A 16,163-nucleotide genomic window follows, 5' to 3' on the forward strand; every position below is an offset into this window, starting at 1 on the left:
ATAAAACCAATTCACTGTTTTTTACAAGATAACCCTGACATAATCACAGCACAGTTAAGTCACTTTTGGGGTGACATAGTCAAAGACCGTTGACAGGGGGAGGATTCTTCATGAGTAACCCAGGAGTGAGCAGCTTCATAACTAAAGTACAGTATGTGTGTTTATATTCCTTGTCAGTAATACCTGGCCAAAATATCAGCATCGGCATTAGGCTTAAGATCATTACCTTGTAATTGCAAATCTTGAACCGAAAAATGACTTGATGAATTTAATCCTGATATTTTGGAAAAGGAACGCAAATTCCTTGTCAGTAACGATTTTAATACCGTCCTGCTCGTAGACCTCGTCATTATTTGATAGTTCACCCTGAACTATTTCGATACTCGGAAGATCTCAGCCGAATCCAGACATCTCTATCCTGAAGACGCTGCGTTCACTTCTTTGTCGTTTCTTCATTTCTGCGATGGTATTCTCATCTATGTTTATCTGCAAGATAACCTCCGCTTTTTAAGAAAATTATAGCATGGCAGTGAATATATCTGAAGCTATGGATAATTTGAGGTCCATATACTATATTCAGGTTTTTGAAACTTTTGTCATCATTGCCATTAAGAGGTCACTTTCGTCTATAATAAGAGAAGTACTGTATTCGAGGTGCACCATGACTGAGGTTAAGATATCTGTTAGAAATTTGATTGAGTTTGTCCTGAGGCATGGAGACATATCCTCCAAATCCGCAGCTTCCAGTCCGGCACGGCTGGAAGAGGGAACCAGAGCCCATGTAGCACATCAGAAGATGAGGCTTGATGAGGACGGCTCATATATAAAGGAATATTATCTGAAGCATACCAGGGAAATCGACGGATGCCTTTTTACAGTTGATGGAAGGGCAGATGGTCTGATACACGACAAGTATATAGAAGAGATAAAATCCACATATGTTCCCCTTGAGGATATAGAGGATGGAAGCCTTATGCACTGGGCTCAGGTCATGTTTTATGGCTTCATGTATCTCGAGGATAAACAAGGGGAAGCCATTGAACTGAAGCTTACCTACTGCAATCTGGATGACAATGGCCACAAGACCTTCGACAGGTCCTGCACAATTGAGGAGCTGAGGTCATTTGTGGAAGATGTAATTACTGGATATATGAGGTTCATCAGGGAAAGGCTCAGATGGCAGGAGCTTAGGGATGTATCCCTTAAAGCTCTTGAGTTTCCATTCGAGCGTTACCGCGAGGGGCAGCGTGAGCTTGCTGTCGCTGTTTATGGAACAATAAAGGAAGGCAGGAAGCTTTTCGCCCAGGCACCTACTGGAACAGGAAAGACTGTATCTACACTTTTCCCATCACTTAAGGCACTTGGTGAGGGATACCTGGACAGGATTTTCTATCTTACCTCAAAGGGGACAGGCAAGACAGTAGCCGAGGAGACTGTGGAGGTTCTGAAAACAAAGGGGACGCGAATAAGGACACTCACCCTCACTGGAAAAGAAAAGGCGTGCCTCAATGAGACGGTTGAATGCGAACCTGAAAAATGTCCCTTTGCCAAGGGTCACCTGGACAGGATAAACAGCTGCCTGCTCGAGATGCTTCAAAATGAGGAGACCTTTACAAGGGAGAAGCTCGAAGAATACGCAATAAAGCATATGGTATGCCCATTTGAGATGTCGCTTGACATGTCACTCTTCTCGGATCTCATCATTTGCGACTACAACTACGTCTTCGACCCCAGGGTATACCTCAGACGGTTCTTCATGGATATCAGGGAAAAGTATATGTTCCTTGTTGATGAAGCACACAACCTGGTAGACAGGTCAAGGGAGATGTACAGCTCGACAATTCTGAAATCAGAAGTCATGGAAGCAAAGAAGGCTGCGAAGGGAAAGTCGAAGAAGCTTGAAAAGTCAATCAATGACATGAACAAGATATTTATTGCTGAGCGCAAGGAACTTGAGATCATTGGCGGGAGGAGAACCTCAGATGCAGTTCCTGAAGAGCTTTTGCAGCATGCTGAGAAGTTCATAACGGCGTTCGAAGGATTCCAAAAGGATCATCCGGAGGAATTCGAAGAGAAGGAAAAGATACTGGACCTATTTTTCAAGGCACACAATTTTGTGGCAGCCGGTGCAATGTTTAGGGAAGGCTATATTGCCTATACTGAATCTGATCCGAGAGATGTCAGGTTCAGGATATTCTGCATGGATCCTGGCGAAATCCTCGTTGAAATCTTTAAACGGGCCAGGGCCTCAGTAATATTTTCCGCTACCTTAACACCCATGAAATATTACATGGATGTTCTTGGAGGTGAAGAGGGAGATTACAGGATGGCACTTAAGTCTCCTTTTCCGAAGGAAAATCTCCAGGTATTCCTGGACAGGCGGATAGACACAAGATTCAGCGCCAGGGAGAACAGCTTTGAAAGCATAGCAGACAATATCCATGCCATGGCAATGATGAAGAAGGGGAACTATATGGCATTCTTTCCTTCATATAAATACATGAACAATGTCTATGAGGTATTCTGTGAGAAGTATGGGACTAAAATCGATACTTTTCTTCAGACCCCATCGATGGAGGATGCCGAAAGGGAAATAGTCATGGCAAGCTTCAGAAGCAGCAGGGAGAAATCCTACACAGCCTTCATGGTGCTTGGCGGCGTATTTGCCGAAGGAATTGACCTGAAGGGAGAAGCACTTATTGGTGCCTCAGTGGTAGGGGTAGGATACCCTCAGGTTTCCTTTGAGAGGGACCTCATCAGGGACTATTTTGAAAAGGAAGGGCTCGGCTACGAATATGCTTACATATATCCTGGTATGAACCGGGTGCTTCAAGCTGGTGGCAGGGTAATAAGGACCGAAGAGGATAAAGGTACTATATTGCTGATGGATCTGAGATATTCCTGGAATTCATTCAAATCGCTCCTGCCAGAACATTGGCTTCCTCTTTCGGAATGGAAGCGCCAGGATCTTCTTTGAGTAAAATTAAAACTGATGCACAAAAGAAACTGATTACATTGGTAATTCAATGATTAAATTGTGAATTGTTGGTATTTTGTTAAAATTCATTGACTTTACATAACATTAAATAATACCATAGTATTATACAATTATTACATCATGCGGAATTAGTGAGGGTATTGAATGCTAAGTAAAAAAACAAGGAACCTGCTGATTAAGACTGGAGTGGCGTTGTCACTCACATTCTTGCCAGCCGGACTACCACTTGAAATTATAGATACATATACAGTACAGGCTGCCGTAGTGGATACGGTCACAGGGAAGCTTACAGTAAAGGCGTCGTCAGTATGGGCGTATTCAAGCGCAAGCTGGACGGCAAGGTCAAGGACATACAGCCAGGGGACTGTGCTGAGTGTCACTGAAAAGCATATTGTCGATGGAAGATACATGTACAAGCTGGATAACGGACTTTTCATTACCGCAAACACCAGCTATGTGTCGTTCGCACCGAATCAGGCTCAGAGTGCCCCTGTAGCAACTGTGCCTGAAACAGGTGACTATAGGGCAACAACCGCAAACCTCAACATGAGGTCGGGACCAGGTACGGGATACTCAATCCTTGCGACCATTCCCAAAGGGACTTCACTCAGGATCGAATCAATATCAGGAACATGGGCTAAGGTAAGCTACAGCGGAAGGACAGGCTATGTCTCAACAGCATATCTTGTGTCTTCATCAGCGCCAGCGCCGGCACCTGCGCCAGTGACCCCAGCGCCATCTGCAGAAGACTGGAGAGCAACGACGGTAAACCTGAATATGAGGTCAGGAGCCGGAACAGGCTATTCCATTCTGCTTACCATCCCCAAAGGTACTTCTCTTAGGATTGAATCAATCTCAGGTACATGGGCAAAGGTAAGCTACAGCGGAAGGACAGGCTATGTCTCAACCGCTTACCTGGTGTCCGCAGCTGCGCCAGCACCGGCACCGGCACCAGCGCCAGCACCAGTTCCGGAGCCTACTCCCACACCTGAACCAGCGCCGGTTACAGAGGACTGGAGGTCGACCACAGCAAACCTGAACATGAGGTCAGGAGCCGGGACGAGCTATTCAATCCTTATGACCATACCAAAGAGTTCAGTGCTGAAGGTGGAGGCTGTTTCAGGTACATGGGCAAAGGTAAGCTACAGCGGCAAGACAGGCTATGTCTCAACCGCCTACCTGGTGTCCGCATCAGCTCCAGCAGCCCCAGCACCAGTTCCGGTTCCGGAGCCAACGCCAACACCTGTACCTGAACCGACACCAGAGCCTGCTCCGGTTGCAGAGGACTGGAGAGCTACAACGGCAAACCTGAATATGAGGTCAGGAGCCGGAACCAATTACGCGATAATTCTCACTGTCCCTTCAGGTACTAAACTGAGGGTAGAGGAGATTTCAGGTACCTGGGCAAAAGTAAGCTACAGCAGCAAGACAGGCTATGTTTCAACAGCCTATCTTGTACAGACTGCAGCTCCAATACCTGAGGTTCTTCCCTCGAAAATTGCAGTGGATACTTCTTTCAGGGAAGTATATAGCAATGAGGACATTGCAATCCGAGGATGGGCTTTGTCGGACAAGGGAATTACAGAGGTAAGGATAATTCTCGATGGAACAGATGTGGGAGCAGCAGTCAAAGAAGCAAGACCTGACGTGCTCGCAGCATATCCGACATATACAGCTACCACGGAACCGGGATACACATTCACTCTTGGAAAGGACAGCATCAGCGCAGGTTCCCACACGATTGCCATCAAGGCATTGTCTGCTGACGGAACAAGCATTGAGAAGTCATTCCAGTTCACAGAGGTCGATGCAATGCCGATGGCGGTCATAGAAAAGCCGGTTGGCACTGTAGCATACGGTGATGTCGAGGTTTCCGGATATGTCCTTAACAACGCTGGAGTAAAATCAGCGGAGATATTTGTAAATGGAGTATCAATCGGGATGGCACAAACAGGTCTCGACAGAGGGGATGTCGCATCAAGGTATCCGTTCTATCTGAATGCTCAGACGAGTGGCTACAGCCTTACCCTTTCAAAGGCAAGGTTTGCAAGAGGTCAGAATACGGTTACCGTCAAAACCATTGGCAATGATGGAACATCGGCTCAGGCTTCGGTCAGTATAAATTTCAGCAAACCGTTTGTTGAGGCTGTTGCTGCACTTGAATCTCCAATCGCATCAGAAATGGGCAATGAGGACATCCTTGTTAAGGGCTATGCTCTTGATGACACTGGAGTAAAGTCAGTGAAGGTTCTTTTGAACGGTAAGGCAACAGGAACAGCTGCAATAGGCATTGCGAGACCGGAAATAGAATCGCAATATCCGGACTACTATAATTCCGCAAAGAGCGGATTTGAGTACACTATCAGAAGGAACAACCTGTTCCCAGGTTCAAATATTGTGACTGTAAACATAACCTTCAACGATGGAAGAACGAAGTCACTGACACACTCTGTTTCGGTTGATAAGATTCCCTTGATCATAATCGATGCAGGGCATGGTGGAACCGATCCCGGAGCGTCAGGATATCTGAACGGGGTAAGAGTATCAGAGAAGACATATGTGCTTCAGTTCGCCAAAGCACTGGATGAAGCAGTGAGGGCTCTTGGATACAGGACACTTCTGACAAGGACAGACGATGTATTAATAGATCTGGCGGTCAGGGCGAAGGTAGCCAATGATGCGGACGGTGACTTGTTCTTTTCAATACATCATGATTACAACTCATCACCGACTTCATCAGGTGCGTTCCTGATATACCCGTCACAGAAGACCGTATCCATTTCAGACTCAGCAATAGCCGAAAGCATTGACGTGTCTGGGTACCTCAAGAAGACACTCCTTGCAGCAGGATTCAGGGACAGAAGGAACGGCTACGACATAGATATTTCAGGACATACTCTGGCAGTGCTCAGGCAGTCTGAGATGAGGTCTGTTCTTGCTGAGATAGGATACATGTCAAACACTGAGGACTTATTGAAGATATCTGATCCTGTGCTTCAGAAGGCTGTCGCTTTTGGACTTGCACAGCAGATCAAGGCATATTTCGAGAGGCAGTAGCAATATTAAATTTTGTCTCATGCAACCAGAGAGGAGGAAGGGAATGTTAAGCAGAAAAACCAGAATGGCACTAATCAAGGCGGGAGTCGCTCTCACCATTTCGTTCGGTTCGGTTGGAGCTTACAGCTTCAGGACATATGCTGACGTCATAAATACAAATACAGGTACACTGACGGTTAAGGCATCTTCCATATGGACATACAGCGCTCCTGACTGGAATGCAAGGACCAGGACATATGCATCAGGTACTGTATTTGAAGTAACTGAAAAGCATAGCGTTGAAGGAAGATACATGTACAAGCTTAGCAGCGGACTTTATATTACCGCGAATGAAGCCTATGTCACTTTCGCGCCCAAGGCGCAGACTGCGCCTGTGGAACAGCCTGTTCCTGAGGCCCCTGCACCAGTTGCTGCAGATACAAGGAAGACAACTGCGAACCTGAACATGAGGACAGGTCCCGGTACTACATTCGCAATCATAACTACTATTCCAAAGGACTCAAGCGTTAAGGTGGAGTCAGAGTCTGAAGGATGGGCCAAGGTATCATACAGCGGCAAGTCAGGCTATGTTTCGACAGCATATCTGATTAAAACCGAGGCAGCACCAGCACCGGCTCCAGTTCCGGTACCGACACCGCAGCCGGAACCCGTACCAGAGCCAGCACCTGTTCCTGCGCCAGAGATTTCAACGTTTGAGAGGAAGACGACAGTCAACCTGAACTTGAGGTCGGGACCAGGGACTGCATATGGTATCATAGTCACAATTCCTAAGGATGCGAGCGTAACCGCTGAAGCTGAATCGAATGGATGGGTGAAGGTAACATATTCGGGGAAAACCGGGTATGTTGCAGCGCAATACCTTACTCAGCCGATAACAGCTGTCCCTGTGCCGGTACCAGAACCAGCACCTGCTCCGGAACCGGAGCCGGTCACTGATCCAGTCACAGAAGTTCCTGAAGCTCCTGCAAGCGATGACTGGAGGTCTACGACTGCCAATCTTAACCTGAGGTCAGGTGAAGGCACGTCATTCCCCATAATCAAAGTCATACCTTCTGGAACATTGCTGAATGTTGAAGCGATTTCAGGGACATGGGCCAAGGTTACTTACAGTGGAAGCACAGGATATGTTGCCACCGCTTACCTTGTTGTAAGTGAAGCGCCAGCAACAGGCGAAGATATTGTAGAGTATGCAAAGAAATTCCTGGGAGTTCCTTATGTCTGGGCAGGAAATACACCTGAGTCAGGTTTTGACTGCTCAGGATTCACCCGATATGTATTTGCGAATTTCGGGATATCACTTCCAAGGATATCCAGGGACCAGGCAAGGACTGGTACTGCGGTAACTCAGGAACAAAGGAAGCCTGGAGACCTTTTATACTTCGGATCTAACGGCTATGTAGACCATGTAGGCATCTATGCCGGAGACAATCAGGTCATACATGCATCGAGCACCAACAAAATGGTTGTAATTTCAAACCTTCAGTACTATACTGCGACATATATGGGCGCAAGAAGGCTTTTGAATCCTTAATGTATGGATATCAAGTCATGAGAGGAGGAACAGGATGTTAAGCAAAAAGACAAGGATGGCACTCGTCAAGGCGGGAGTTGCACTGACAGTGACAATGACCAGCATCGGGGTAGGCAGCCTCTCTGGCGGGGAATTGGCTTTGGCTGCCGTCATAAACACACAGTCCGGCACACTTACAGTGAAGGCAGCTTCACTTTGGGCATACAGCTCTCCAAATTGGAGTGCAAAATCAAGGACGTACCCAGCGGGAACAACAATGAAGGTTGTCGAGAAGCATGAGGTGGATGGAAGATACATGTACAAGCTTGAAAACGGGCTGTACATCTCAGCAAATACCCTGTATGTGACATTTTCACCGGATACGGCTAGTTTACCTGCCCCAGCACCGTCGCCTGCACCTGCGGAGCAGGCGGGAGATACAAGAGTCACCACGGCAAACCTGAATATGAGGTCTGGACCGGGAACAGGTTATTCGATACTAACTACCATACCGAAGGGTGCGAGTGTCAGCGTGGCATCAGTATCAGGCGGATGGGCGAAGGTAACATATGGTGGAAGGACAGGATATGTTTCGACCAGCTATCTGTCCGCACCTGCAACCGCGCCGGCTCCAGCGCCAGCGCCGACACCAGCTCCTGAATCACCGTCAGGCGATGTAAGGAAGACCACAGCGAATCTCAACATGAGGTCAGGACCCGGAACTGGATACTCAATACTTATGACCATTCCGAATGGTTCAAGTGTGACAGTGTCATCGGTATCAGGCGGATGGGCTAAGGTGACCTATGGCGGAAGGACAGGATATGTCTCAACCTCATATCTCACACAGCCCGTGACTACAGCACCTGCACCTGCACCTGAACCTGTTACTCCTGCTGAGGACAACAGGACAACCCTATATAACCTCAACATGAGGTCAGGACCTGGAACCGGATATTCTATCCTTGTGACCATACCAAAAGGCACAAGCATACCTGTTTCATCGGTATCAGGAGGATGGGCCAAAGTGACCTATAGCGGAAGGACAGGCTACGTTTCAGCTGCCTATCTGTCAGAGCCGCAGGCTCCTGTGGTCAAGCCAGACCTGCCAATGATGCTCACTATTGAAGCAGCACCCAATGAATCATACGCCAACCAGGACATAGTCATAAAAGGCTGGGCGCTTGATGATTCTGGTATAAAGGATGTAGGAATCCTTCTTGACGGGGTTCAGATAGGGACCGCATCGAGGTATTCAAGGCCTGATGTTGAAAATGCGTATACAACCTATGAATCCAGAGCCAATTCAGGCTTCGAATTTACGATACCAAAATCCGGTGTAAGCATCGGAACCCATACTGTTACAGTTCGTGCTGCAGGTATGGATGATACGATAAAGGAAAACACATATACGACTGTCATGGTCAAGGAAAGCCCGATTGTTACAGTTACCAGCCATACGAGCGGCGCAGCTGTAAGGACAGAGAAAACAACTATCGAAGGGTTTGCATTGAATGTGGACGGAGTGTCACAGGTATCGGTGGAGCTGAACGGGACGAAAATTGGAAACGCAGTAATCGGACTTGCAAGAACCGGCATGGAGACCTATGCCGCATATGCTGACCCTTCAAACAGCGGCTTCATTTTCACCTTCGATACGAAGGCCATGGTGCAGGGCAATAATTCAATAAAGCTTGTAATGACCGGCAAGGACGGTACGCTAAAGAGCGAGACGATAACACTTGCAAGCAACGAGTTCTATATCGAAAAGGCGTATCCACAGACTCTGACCTACTATGCCAAGGCTGAGCTTGCCAAGGGCGCGGCAATAAAGCAGGTGGATGGAAAGTGGATTGCTGCTACGGTTGAGGATATCAGATACTATATGGACCCTGCTAACTTCATGAATGACTACATAGGAAAATACATGTTCATGAAGCTGAGCTACATTGAGGTGGACAATGCCGTCCTTGAGCAGATGCTCGCAGGCAAAGGGATCCTCAGTGGGAAAGCCCAGGTATTCAAGGATGCATGCAAAGAAAACAACATCAATCCAATTTATGTAATAGCACATGCTCTGCTGGAAACCGGAAACGGCACATCCGTTCTTGCTAACGGGGTCCTGGTGAAGGAAAAGCATGTTGTATTCAATGATCTTTTCAGCCCGGTAATACCTGTCGATCCGCCGGTCATGGTCTACAACATGTTCGGTATAGGAGCCTATGACGGCAATGCTGTCCTGTGGGGATCAGAACGTGCCCTTGACAAGGGATGGACTACTCCTGACCTTGCCATAGCAGGCGGTATCAAATTCCTGGCTGAATCCTACATCAACAATATTACTTACATGCAGAACACTCTGTATACCATGAGATACAGGTTTGAAGGCTACGGACTCTGGCACCAGTATTCAACTGACATTGCATGGCACTATAAGCAGGCAAGGATAATCCAGAGGGAGTTTGCAAAGATTCCTAACCTGCCCAGGTTCGAATTTGAGATTCCGACCTTCAAGGAAGAGCTGCCTCAGCAGTAACAGTTATTTGGTCCGGAAAAGAATATTGACTGAAAGAAAGACCGTGAGAGGCCTGATGGCTTCTCACGGTCTTGTTAGTTATCAGCTTTAATCTTCGTTCTTGATTTCCGGCTTCTGGCTTTCCGGGATTTCATTTTCGTATATGAAGTCGTGGAGCTCTTCGATGGTCTCCGCCTTTTCATAGAAATAGAACCACTTGGTGGTCAGCTTCCCGTAACCATGGTCGTCGGTGGGGAACCTGGCCTGAAGGACATTCTTCATGCCTGCGTTTATGACGCTTGTCCCTATCCTTACCATGTTGTAAAGGGACAAGTTGGTTTCGACGTTAGGAGCAAGCTTAGCTGCGACACCGGGGATATCCTGGGTGTTTATTTCCTTGAACTTGTTGAAAATGGATGTGAGGACGGAACGCTGTCTTTCAGTCCTTTCGAAGTCCCCGTCTCCTACGTATCTGACTCTGGCATATCCTACTGCCTGTACTCCAGTGAGGGTCTGAGGGCCGGTTGTCTCGATTTCCTTGTATGGAACGTCCTCTACCTTTGCGACATCGCCTATGTATGAGTTGACCATGTCGATCTCATAGTCCTTGATGTCGATCTCCACTCCGCCAAGTGCATCAATTACATTAATAAGGCCTCCATAGTTTATGACAGCATAATATTCAATGTTCATTCCGAAGTTGGTGTTAACTGTATTCAGTGCAAGAGGAGCTCCGCCGTATGCATAAGCATGGGCAAGCTTGTCAGAGCCATACCCCTTGATCTTTACGTAAGTATCCCTCATGAGTGATGAAAGCTTTAGATTGTTATTCACGGGATCTATTGAAAGAATCATCATGGAGTCGGAACGTGAATTTTCATCAGGCTCCCTCTTGTCTGTGCCCAGGAGGAGTATGTTGATTACTTCCTTCGAGTTCTCGAACATGTTGATCTTCACTTCAGCTTCTTCTGTGATTCCAAGGTCTTCCTTCTCAGTACTTATCGTCTGCACGTCAAGACTCTTGTAGATGTTGTTGACGTACCACGCACCATACGCTCCCGCTGAAAACAGGGCGAGGAGGACAACTATAAGTGCTGCTTTAATTCCTTTGTTCATGTTATGCACATCCTTTGCCGGTGATGGACCGTAAATTTCCATCTACCGATTATGTTACCACCATTTTGTAAAGAAAGGTTAAAATTCAATTACACAATTCTTAACTGCTCATTAAAGATTGACGCCTCTGTGACAATGTCTTAAGTTTATATTATAATGATTGTGGTAATTTATTATTTTTGGAAAATCATGCAATACGCGGAGGTATATATGAAGACTTACCTTGTGACCGGAGGAGCCGGTTTCATAGGCTCAAATTTTGTGATCCATATGCTGAGTACATACGATGATGTGAAGATCGTAAATCTCGATAAGCTGACATACGCAGGGAATCTTGAGAATCTAAAAAGTGTTGAAAGCAACAAAAACCATGTCTTCGTGCAGGGTGACATCTGTGACAAGGAGCTTGTAGGCAGGCTTTTTGGCGAATATGATTTTGACTATGTCATTAATTTTGCTGCAGAATCCCACGTGGACAGGAGCATAAAGGAGCCTGAGGTTTTCGCCTCGACAAACGTTCTCGGAACGGTGACGCTTCTCAATGCAGCCAAGAGCGCATGGGAAAAGGATGGAGTCTGGAAGGAAGGAGCGAAGTTCCTTCAGGTATCGACTGACGAGGTCTATGGATCTCTTGGAGATACCGGATTCTTCATGGAGACTACTCCAATCGATCCGCACAGCCCATATTCCTCATCGAAGGCTGGAGCAGACATGATGGTCAAGGCCTATGCAGATACCTTCAAGATGCCTGTCAATATAACAAGGTGTTCGAACAACTATGGACCATATCAGTTCCCTGAGAAACTGATACCTCTCATAATCAACAACTGCCTTAACAAGAGGCCGCTGCCTGTATACGGCGACGGACTCAACGTCAGGGACTGGCTTTATGTTGTGGACCACTGCAAGGCGATAGATATGGTTGCAAGGAACGGAAGGCTCGGAGAAGTCTACAACGTAGGCGGACACAACGAGAGGACCAACATCCACATAGTAAAGACGATAATCGCATACCTCAATGAGAATGTGGATGAAACCATTACTGAGGACCTCATCAAGTACGTTGAGGACAGGAAGGGTCATGACAGGAGATACGGAATCGACCCGACAAAGATCAGGGAAGAGCTTGGTTGGGAGCCTGAGACAATGTACGAGGACGGCATAAAGCTGACCATACAGTGGTACCTGGACAACAAGGACTGGATGGAGCACATAACAAGCGGTTCATATCAGGAATATTATGACAGGATGTATTCCGGGAGGTAGGCAATGGGTAAATTCAAGTTCACTGAAGCGGAGATAAAGGGTGTATTTGTTATAGAGCCTACAGTATTCGGAGATGACAGGGGCTATTTCATGGAAACCTACAACTATCAGGAGTTTAGCGAGAACGGACTCCCGATGCAGTTTGTGCAGGACAACCAGAGCAAATCCAGAAAAGGCGTCCTCAGAGGACTCCATTTCCAGTCAGAGATGCAGCAGGGAAAGCTCGTAAGGGTAATCAGCGGTGAAGTTTTTGATGTGGCTGTTGACCTCAGGAAGGGCTCAGAAACTTATGGCAAATGGCAGGGCGTAAGGCTGTCTGCTGAAAACAAAAAACAGTTCTACGTACCCGAAGGCTTTGCCCACGGTTTCATCGTCCTTTCAGAGACTGCAGAATTCGTGTACAAGTGCACGAACCTCTATGCCCCTCAGTTTGAGGGCGGCATACTCTGGAACGATCCGGGAATTGGAATCGAGTGGCCGCTTGAAGGCATCGATGAAGTGCTGCTGTCAGAAAAGGACAGGAATGCAGGAACTCTCGCGGAAAAAAGAATAGAGCTATAGGAATCCTGACCATATTTTTATCTATTAAAAATATGGTCATCTGATTATTTAAATATTGATGCTGCTTACTGAGCCCTAAGGGCTTTCGCGGAAATTTTGTTAGGTGGTCGTATGTTAAAGAAGATCAAAGAAATAACTGTTTATAAGGAGCTCCTGTTCAACCTTACCAGCAAGGAGCTGAAGCTGAAATACAAGAATTCTGCTTTGGGATTCTTCTGGTCGTTCCTGAATCCCCTTCTGATGCTTACAGTATATACGTTTGCTTTCAAGTTCATCATGAAGGTGCAGATCGAGAACTACAGCCTGGTACTTCTGGCAGGACTCCTGCCCTGGAACTTCTTCAACGCATCCGTGCAGGGAAGCACGATGTCTTTGGTGAGCAATTCACAGCTTATCAAGAAGGTCTATTTTCCAAGGGAGATAATACCCCTGTCTTTAATCATGAGCAATTTCGTCAACTTCCTCATGACAATGATAGTGCTTTTCGCTGCAATGATGCTATTTGGAGTGCCGCTTGGCATAAACATACTCATGCTTCCTGTAGTGCTGATCCTCCTTGTCATGTTCACCACAGGCTTAAGCCTCATGCTTTCAGTACTTAATGTATATTACAGAGATATATCACATTTTGTTGAGATCCTGTTCATGGCGTGGATTTACCTTACTCCGGTAATTTACTCATTCTCGATGATACCGGAAAAGTACAGGGTATTCCTCATGCTTAATCCTATGACACTGGTAGTAGAGCTTATAAGGGACACTACAATCAGGAATGTATTTCCGGATTTGAAATTCCTTGTTGCACTGCTTGTTGTGGCTTCCATTACTCTAGCTGTCGGACAGAGAGTGTTTACAAAGCTCGAACGCGACATCGCAGAGCGGATTTAGAGGGGTGGAAATATGGCAGTGATAGAATTCAAGAATGTAAACAAGAGATTCAAGCTGTACCAGAACCTCAGCTATTCCATAAAGGAAATCTTCATCAATACGATGCTGAGGAGATGGAGACTGCAGGTTGCATACCATCCGGTCCTGACCGATGTCTCCTTCAGGATTGAGAAGGGCGAGACAGTAGGAATAATTGGAGAAAACGGTACGGGGAAAAGTACCACACTTAAGCTGATCTCAAAGATACTCTATGCTGATAGCGGAGATGTACTGGTGAATGGTAAGGTATCGGCTCTCCTTGAGGTAGGTGCTGGCTTTCAGCCGGACCTCACAGGCAGGGAGAACGTGTTCCTGTATGGTTCGATACTGGGGCTTTCAAAGGCTACGATCACAAAAAAATATGATGAGATAGTCGCATTTGCAGAGATGGAGGAGTTCATGAACTCTCCAGTAAAGAACTACTCATCAGGTATGTACATGAGGCTGGCTTTCGCCGTTGCGATCAATGTTGACCCGGATATACTGATCATCGATGAGGTCCTGGCGGTTGGCGATGAAGCCTTCCAGAAGAAGTGCATAGAAAAGATACTTTCGTTCAAGCGGCAGGGCAAGACCATTGTTTTCGTGTCACATGACATGGGGATGGTGGACAGGATCTGTGACAGGGTAATCTTCATCAAGAAGGGCGGACACATTGTGGAAGGCTCGACAGATGATATGATCAACCTCTACAGGAGGCTTGTGTATAACATTGTCGATGAGCCTGAGGCTCAGCCGGTCGGCGAGAACGGCAAGGTAAAGCTGATGCTTCATGAATCCCATTCTCACCCCATGAACAACAGGTACGGAAACAGGAAGGTGGAGATATCAAGGATCTACTTCTCTGATGTCGATGGCAACATAAAGAACAGGTTCGATACCGGCGAGGATATAGCTGTCAATGTGGAGCTAAAACGAAATTCTGATGTTCATGAAATAGTGTTCGGGTATGCGGTCCACTCCGAGGGCGATGTCCTTGTTACTGGAAGCAATTCCCGCAACCATCGCATCATATTGAAGAACCAATCAGATACTGCCCGGTTCAGGCTTATAATCAGCAATGTGCTGCTTGAAGGCAGATACCAGTTCACAGCTGAAATCCACAGCTCCGACCAGATTGACCAGTATGACATACTTGACAGGCAATATGAGTTCATGGTCGACCAGGAAACTGTTGATGGAAATGGCCTGGTAAAGATCCCGGTTGCATGGGATATACCGGAAGAGAGCAGCCTCAGATGAGTACTGACATTGTAGTTCCAAATTACAATGGCTACAGGCATATTGAGCTTCTGGCAAGGTCGCTTGCTGCGCAGGATGACAGGGGCTTCAGGGTAATTCTCGTGGACAATGGTTCAGAGGATGGCAGCCCCGAGCTCTTCGAGAAGCTTTCTACTGAGCTGGGGCTTGACCACTTGGTTTTAAGAAATGGAGCCAACCTTGGATTTCCTGCAGCTGTAAATGCAGGTATAAGGATTTCCGGAGCTGAACTCGTGATTCTCCTCAACAATGACATAGAGGCTGACCCGTCATTTGTAAGAGAGCTTAAGAAGTGCATGGAGTCAAAGCCCGGCGCCTTCTCGGTCCAGTCAAGGATGATGCGCTTTGATGACAGGGATAAGCTGGACGATGCAGGGGACGGATATACCATACTGGGCTGGGGTTACAAGACCGGAGACGGAAAGAAAGCTGAAAACTACCTGAATGAAAGGGAGATATTCAGCTCCTGCGCAGGAGCTGCAGCATACAGAAAGAGTGTATTCGATGAGATAGGATTGTTCGATGAATCGTTCTTCGCCTATCTCGAAGACATGGACATATCGTGGAGAGCTAAGATTGCAGGCTACACCAGCCACTTCTGTCCGGATTCCGTGGTATACCACGTTGGAAGCTCATCCACCGGCGGCAGAAGGTCATCCTTCAAGATGAAGCTGGTGCCGAGGAACAACATATGGCTCATATGGAAGAATATGCCTCTTGTGTTTCTCGTGATGAATCTCCCCTTCATCGCAGCAGGGATAGTCATAAAGGGCGCTGCATTCGCTCTGATGGGCTTTGGAAGAGAATACTGGGGTTCTGTACTCAAAGGGTTAAAGACCCTTGGAGAAGTCAGTAGAGGCCCATTCAGACTGAAGGATACAGGAAGGCATATCGGAATCCAGCTGGAACTGATTGCTGGAGTCTGGCACCTGATCAGGAAATGAGAACGGAGG

10 protein-coding genes are annotated in these 16,163 nt (G+C 47.0%); 9 read left to right on the plus strand and 1 reads right to left on the minus strand.

Translation table 11 applies throughout. The annotated features are described in order from the left end of the window. The first annotated feature begins 547 nt into the window (after nucleotides 1–547). The 4 genes from J2Z34_RS10720 (at nucleotide 548) to J2Z34_RS10735 (ending at nucleotide 10,101) form a co-directional block, all read left to right on the plus strand. Nucleotides 548–2,977 (plus strand): ATP-dependent DNA helicase, encoded by a 2,430-nt coding sequence (locus tag J2Z34_RS10720; protein ID WP_209459864.1) that lies wholly within the window; start codon nucleotides 548–550, stop codon nucleotides 2,975–2,977. Between the two features lie 165 nt (nucleotides 2,978–3,142). Continuing rightward, nucleotides 3,143–6,055, plus strand: a complete 2,913-nt coding sequence (locus J2Z34_RS10725) for an SH3 domain-containing protein (protein WP_209459865.1) — start codon at nucleotides 3,143–3,145, stop codon at nucleotides 6,053–6,055. 43 nt (nucleotides 6,056–6,098) lie between these two features. Further along, a complete protein-coding gene (locus J2Z34_RS10730) occupies nucleotides 6,099–7,586 on the plus strand; it encodes an SH3 domain-containing protein (protein WP_209459866.1) in 1,488 nt (495 codons plus the stop codon). A 34-nt stretch (nucleotides 7,587–7,620) separates the two neighbouring features. Further along, nucleotides 7,621–10,101, plus strand: coding sequence for an SH3 domain-containing protein (locus J2Z34_RS10735; protein WP_209459867.1), 2,481 nt, complete (start codon nucleotides 7,621–7,623; stop codon nucleotides 10,099–10,101). Between the two features lie 87 nt (nucleotides 10,102–10,188). On the opposite strand, the gene J2Z34_RS10740 is transcribed toward J2Z34_RS10735, so the two are convergent. Next, the gene (locus J2Z34_RS10740) at nucleotides 10,189–11,196 is read right to left on the minus strand and encodes an LCP family protein (RefSeq protein WP_209459868.1); all 1,008 of its coding nucleotides are present in this window, start codon (nucleotides 11,194–11,196) and stop codon (nucleotides 10,189–10,191) included. A gap of 210 nt (nucleotides 11,197–11,406) precedes the next feature. On the opposite strand from J2Z34_RS10740, the gene rfbB reads away from it, so the two are divergent. The 5 genes from rfbB to J2Z34_RS10765 all read left to right on the plus strand — a co-directional run bounded on the left by rfbB (nucleotide 11,407) and on the right by J2Z34_RS10765 (nucleotide 16,154). Next, on the plus strand, nucleotides 11,407–12,462 hold the full coding sequence (rfbB, locus tag J2Z34_RS10745; protein ID WP_209459869.1) for a dTDP-glucose 4,6-dehydratase: 1,056 nt from the start codon (nucleotides 11,407–11,409) through the stop codon (nucleotides 12,460–12,462). Between the two features lie 3 nt (nucleotides 12,463–12,465). Then, nucleotides 12,466–13,023, plus strand: a complete 558-nt coding sequence (rfbC, locus tag J2Z34_RS10750) for a dTDP-4-dehydrorhamnose 3,5-epimerase (protein WP_209459870.1) — start codon at nucleotides 12,466–12,468, stop codon at nucleotides 13,021–13,023. A 111-nt stretch (nucleotides 13,024–13,134) separates the two neighbouring features. Continuing rightward, complete coding sequence (locus J2Z34_RS10755; protein ID WP_209459871.1) at nucleotides 13,135–13,911, plus strand: ABC transporter permease; 777 nt, start codon at nucleotides 13,135–13,137, stop codon at nucleotides 13,909–13,911. Nucleotides 13,912–13,923: 12 nt separating this feature from the next. Next, nucleotides 13,924–15,192 (plus strand): ABC transporter ATP-binding protein, encoded by a 1,269-nt coding sequence (locus J2Z34_RS10760; RefSeq protein ID WP_209459872.1) that lies wholly within the window; start codon nucleotides 13,924–13,926, stop codon nucleotides 15,190–15,192. Then, entirely contained in the window at nucleotides 15,189–16,154 is a 966-nt protein-coding gene (locus J2Z34_RS10765; protein ID WP_209459873.1) for a glycosyltransferase family 2 protein, read from the plus strand. Before J2Z34_RS10760 ends, J2Z34_RS10765 begins: the two co-directional genes overlap by 4 nt. The last annotated feature ends 9 nt before the right edge of the window (nucleotides 16,155–16,163 follow it).

The organism is Youngiibacter multivorans (assembly GCF_017873395.1).
GTDB lineage: Bacteria > Bacillota > Clostridia > Clostridiales > Clostridiaceae > Youngiibacter > Youngiibacter multivorans.

Bases quoted from the DNA above. Each gene is read 5' to 3' on its own strand.
- J2Z34_RS10740 (WP_209459868.1), bottom strand. From the start codon at position 11,196: ATGAACAAAGGAATTAAAGCAGCACTTATAGTTGTCCTCCTCGCCCTG.
- rfbC (WP_209459870.1), top strand. From the start codon at position 12,466: ATGGGTAAATTCAAGTTCACTGAAGCGGAGATAAAGGGTGTATTTGTT.
- J2Z34_RS10720 (WP_209459864.1), top strand. From the start codon at position 548: ATGGATAATTTGAGGTCCATATACTATATTCAGGTTTTTGAAACTTTT.
- J2Z34_RS10765 (WP_209459873.1), top strand. From the start codon at position 15,189: ATGAGTACTGACATTGTAGTTCCAAATTACAATGGCTACAGGCATATT.
- J2Z34_RS10725 (WP_209459865.1), top strand. From the start codon at position 3,143: ATGCTAAGTAAAAAAACAAGGAACCTGCTGATTAAGACTGGAGTGGCG.
- J2Z34_RS10760 (WP_209459872.1), top strand. From the start codon at position 13,924: ATGGCAGTGATAGAATTCAAGAATGTAAACAAGAGATTCAAGCTGTAC.
- rfbB (WP_209459869.1), top strand. From the start codon at position 11,407: ATGAAGACTTACCTTGTGACCGGAGGAGCCGGTTTCATAGGCTCAAAT.
- J2Z34_RS10755 (WP_209459871.1), top strand. From the start codon at position 13,135: ATGTTAAAGAAGATCAAAGAAATAACTGTTTATAAGGAGCTCCTGTTC.
- J2Z34_RS10735 (WP_209459867.1), top strand. From the start codon at position 7,621: ATGTTAAGCAAAAAGACAAGGATGGCACTCGTCAAGGCGGGAGTTGCA.
- J2Z34_RS10730 (WP_209459866.1), top strand. From the start codon at position 6,099: ATGTTAAGCAGAAAAACCAGAATGGCACTAATCAAGGCGGGAGTCGCT.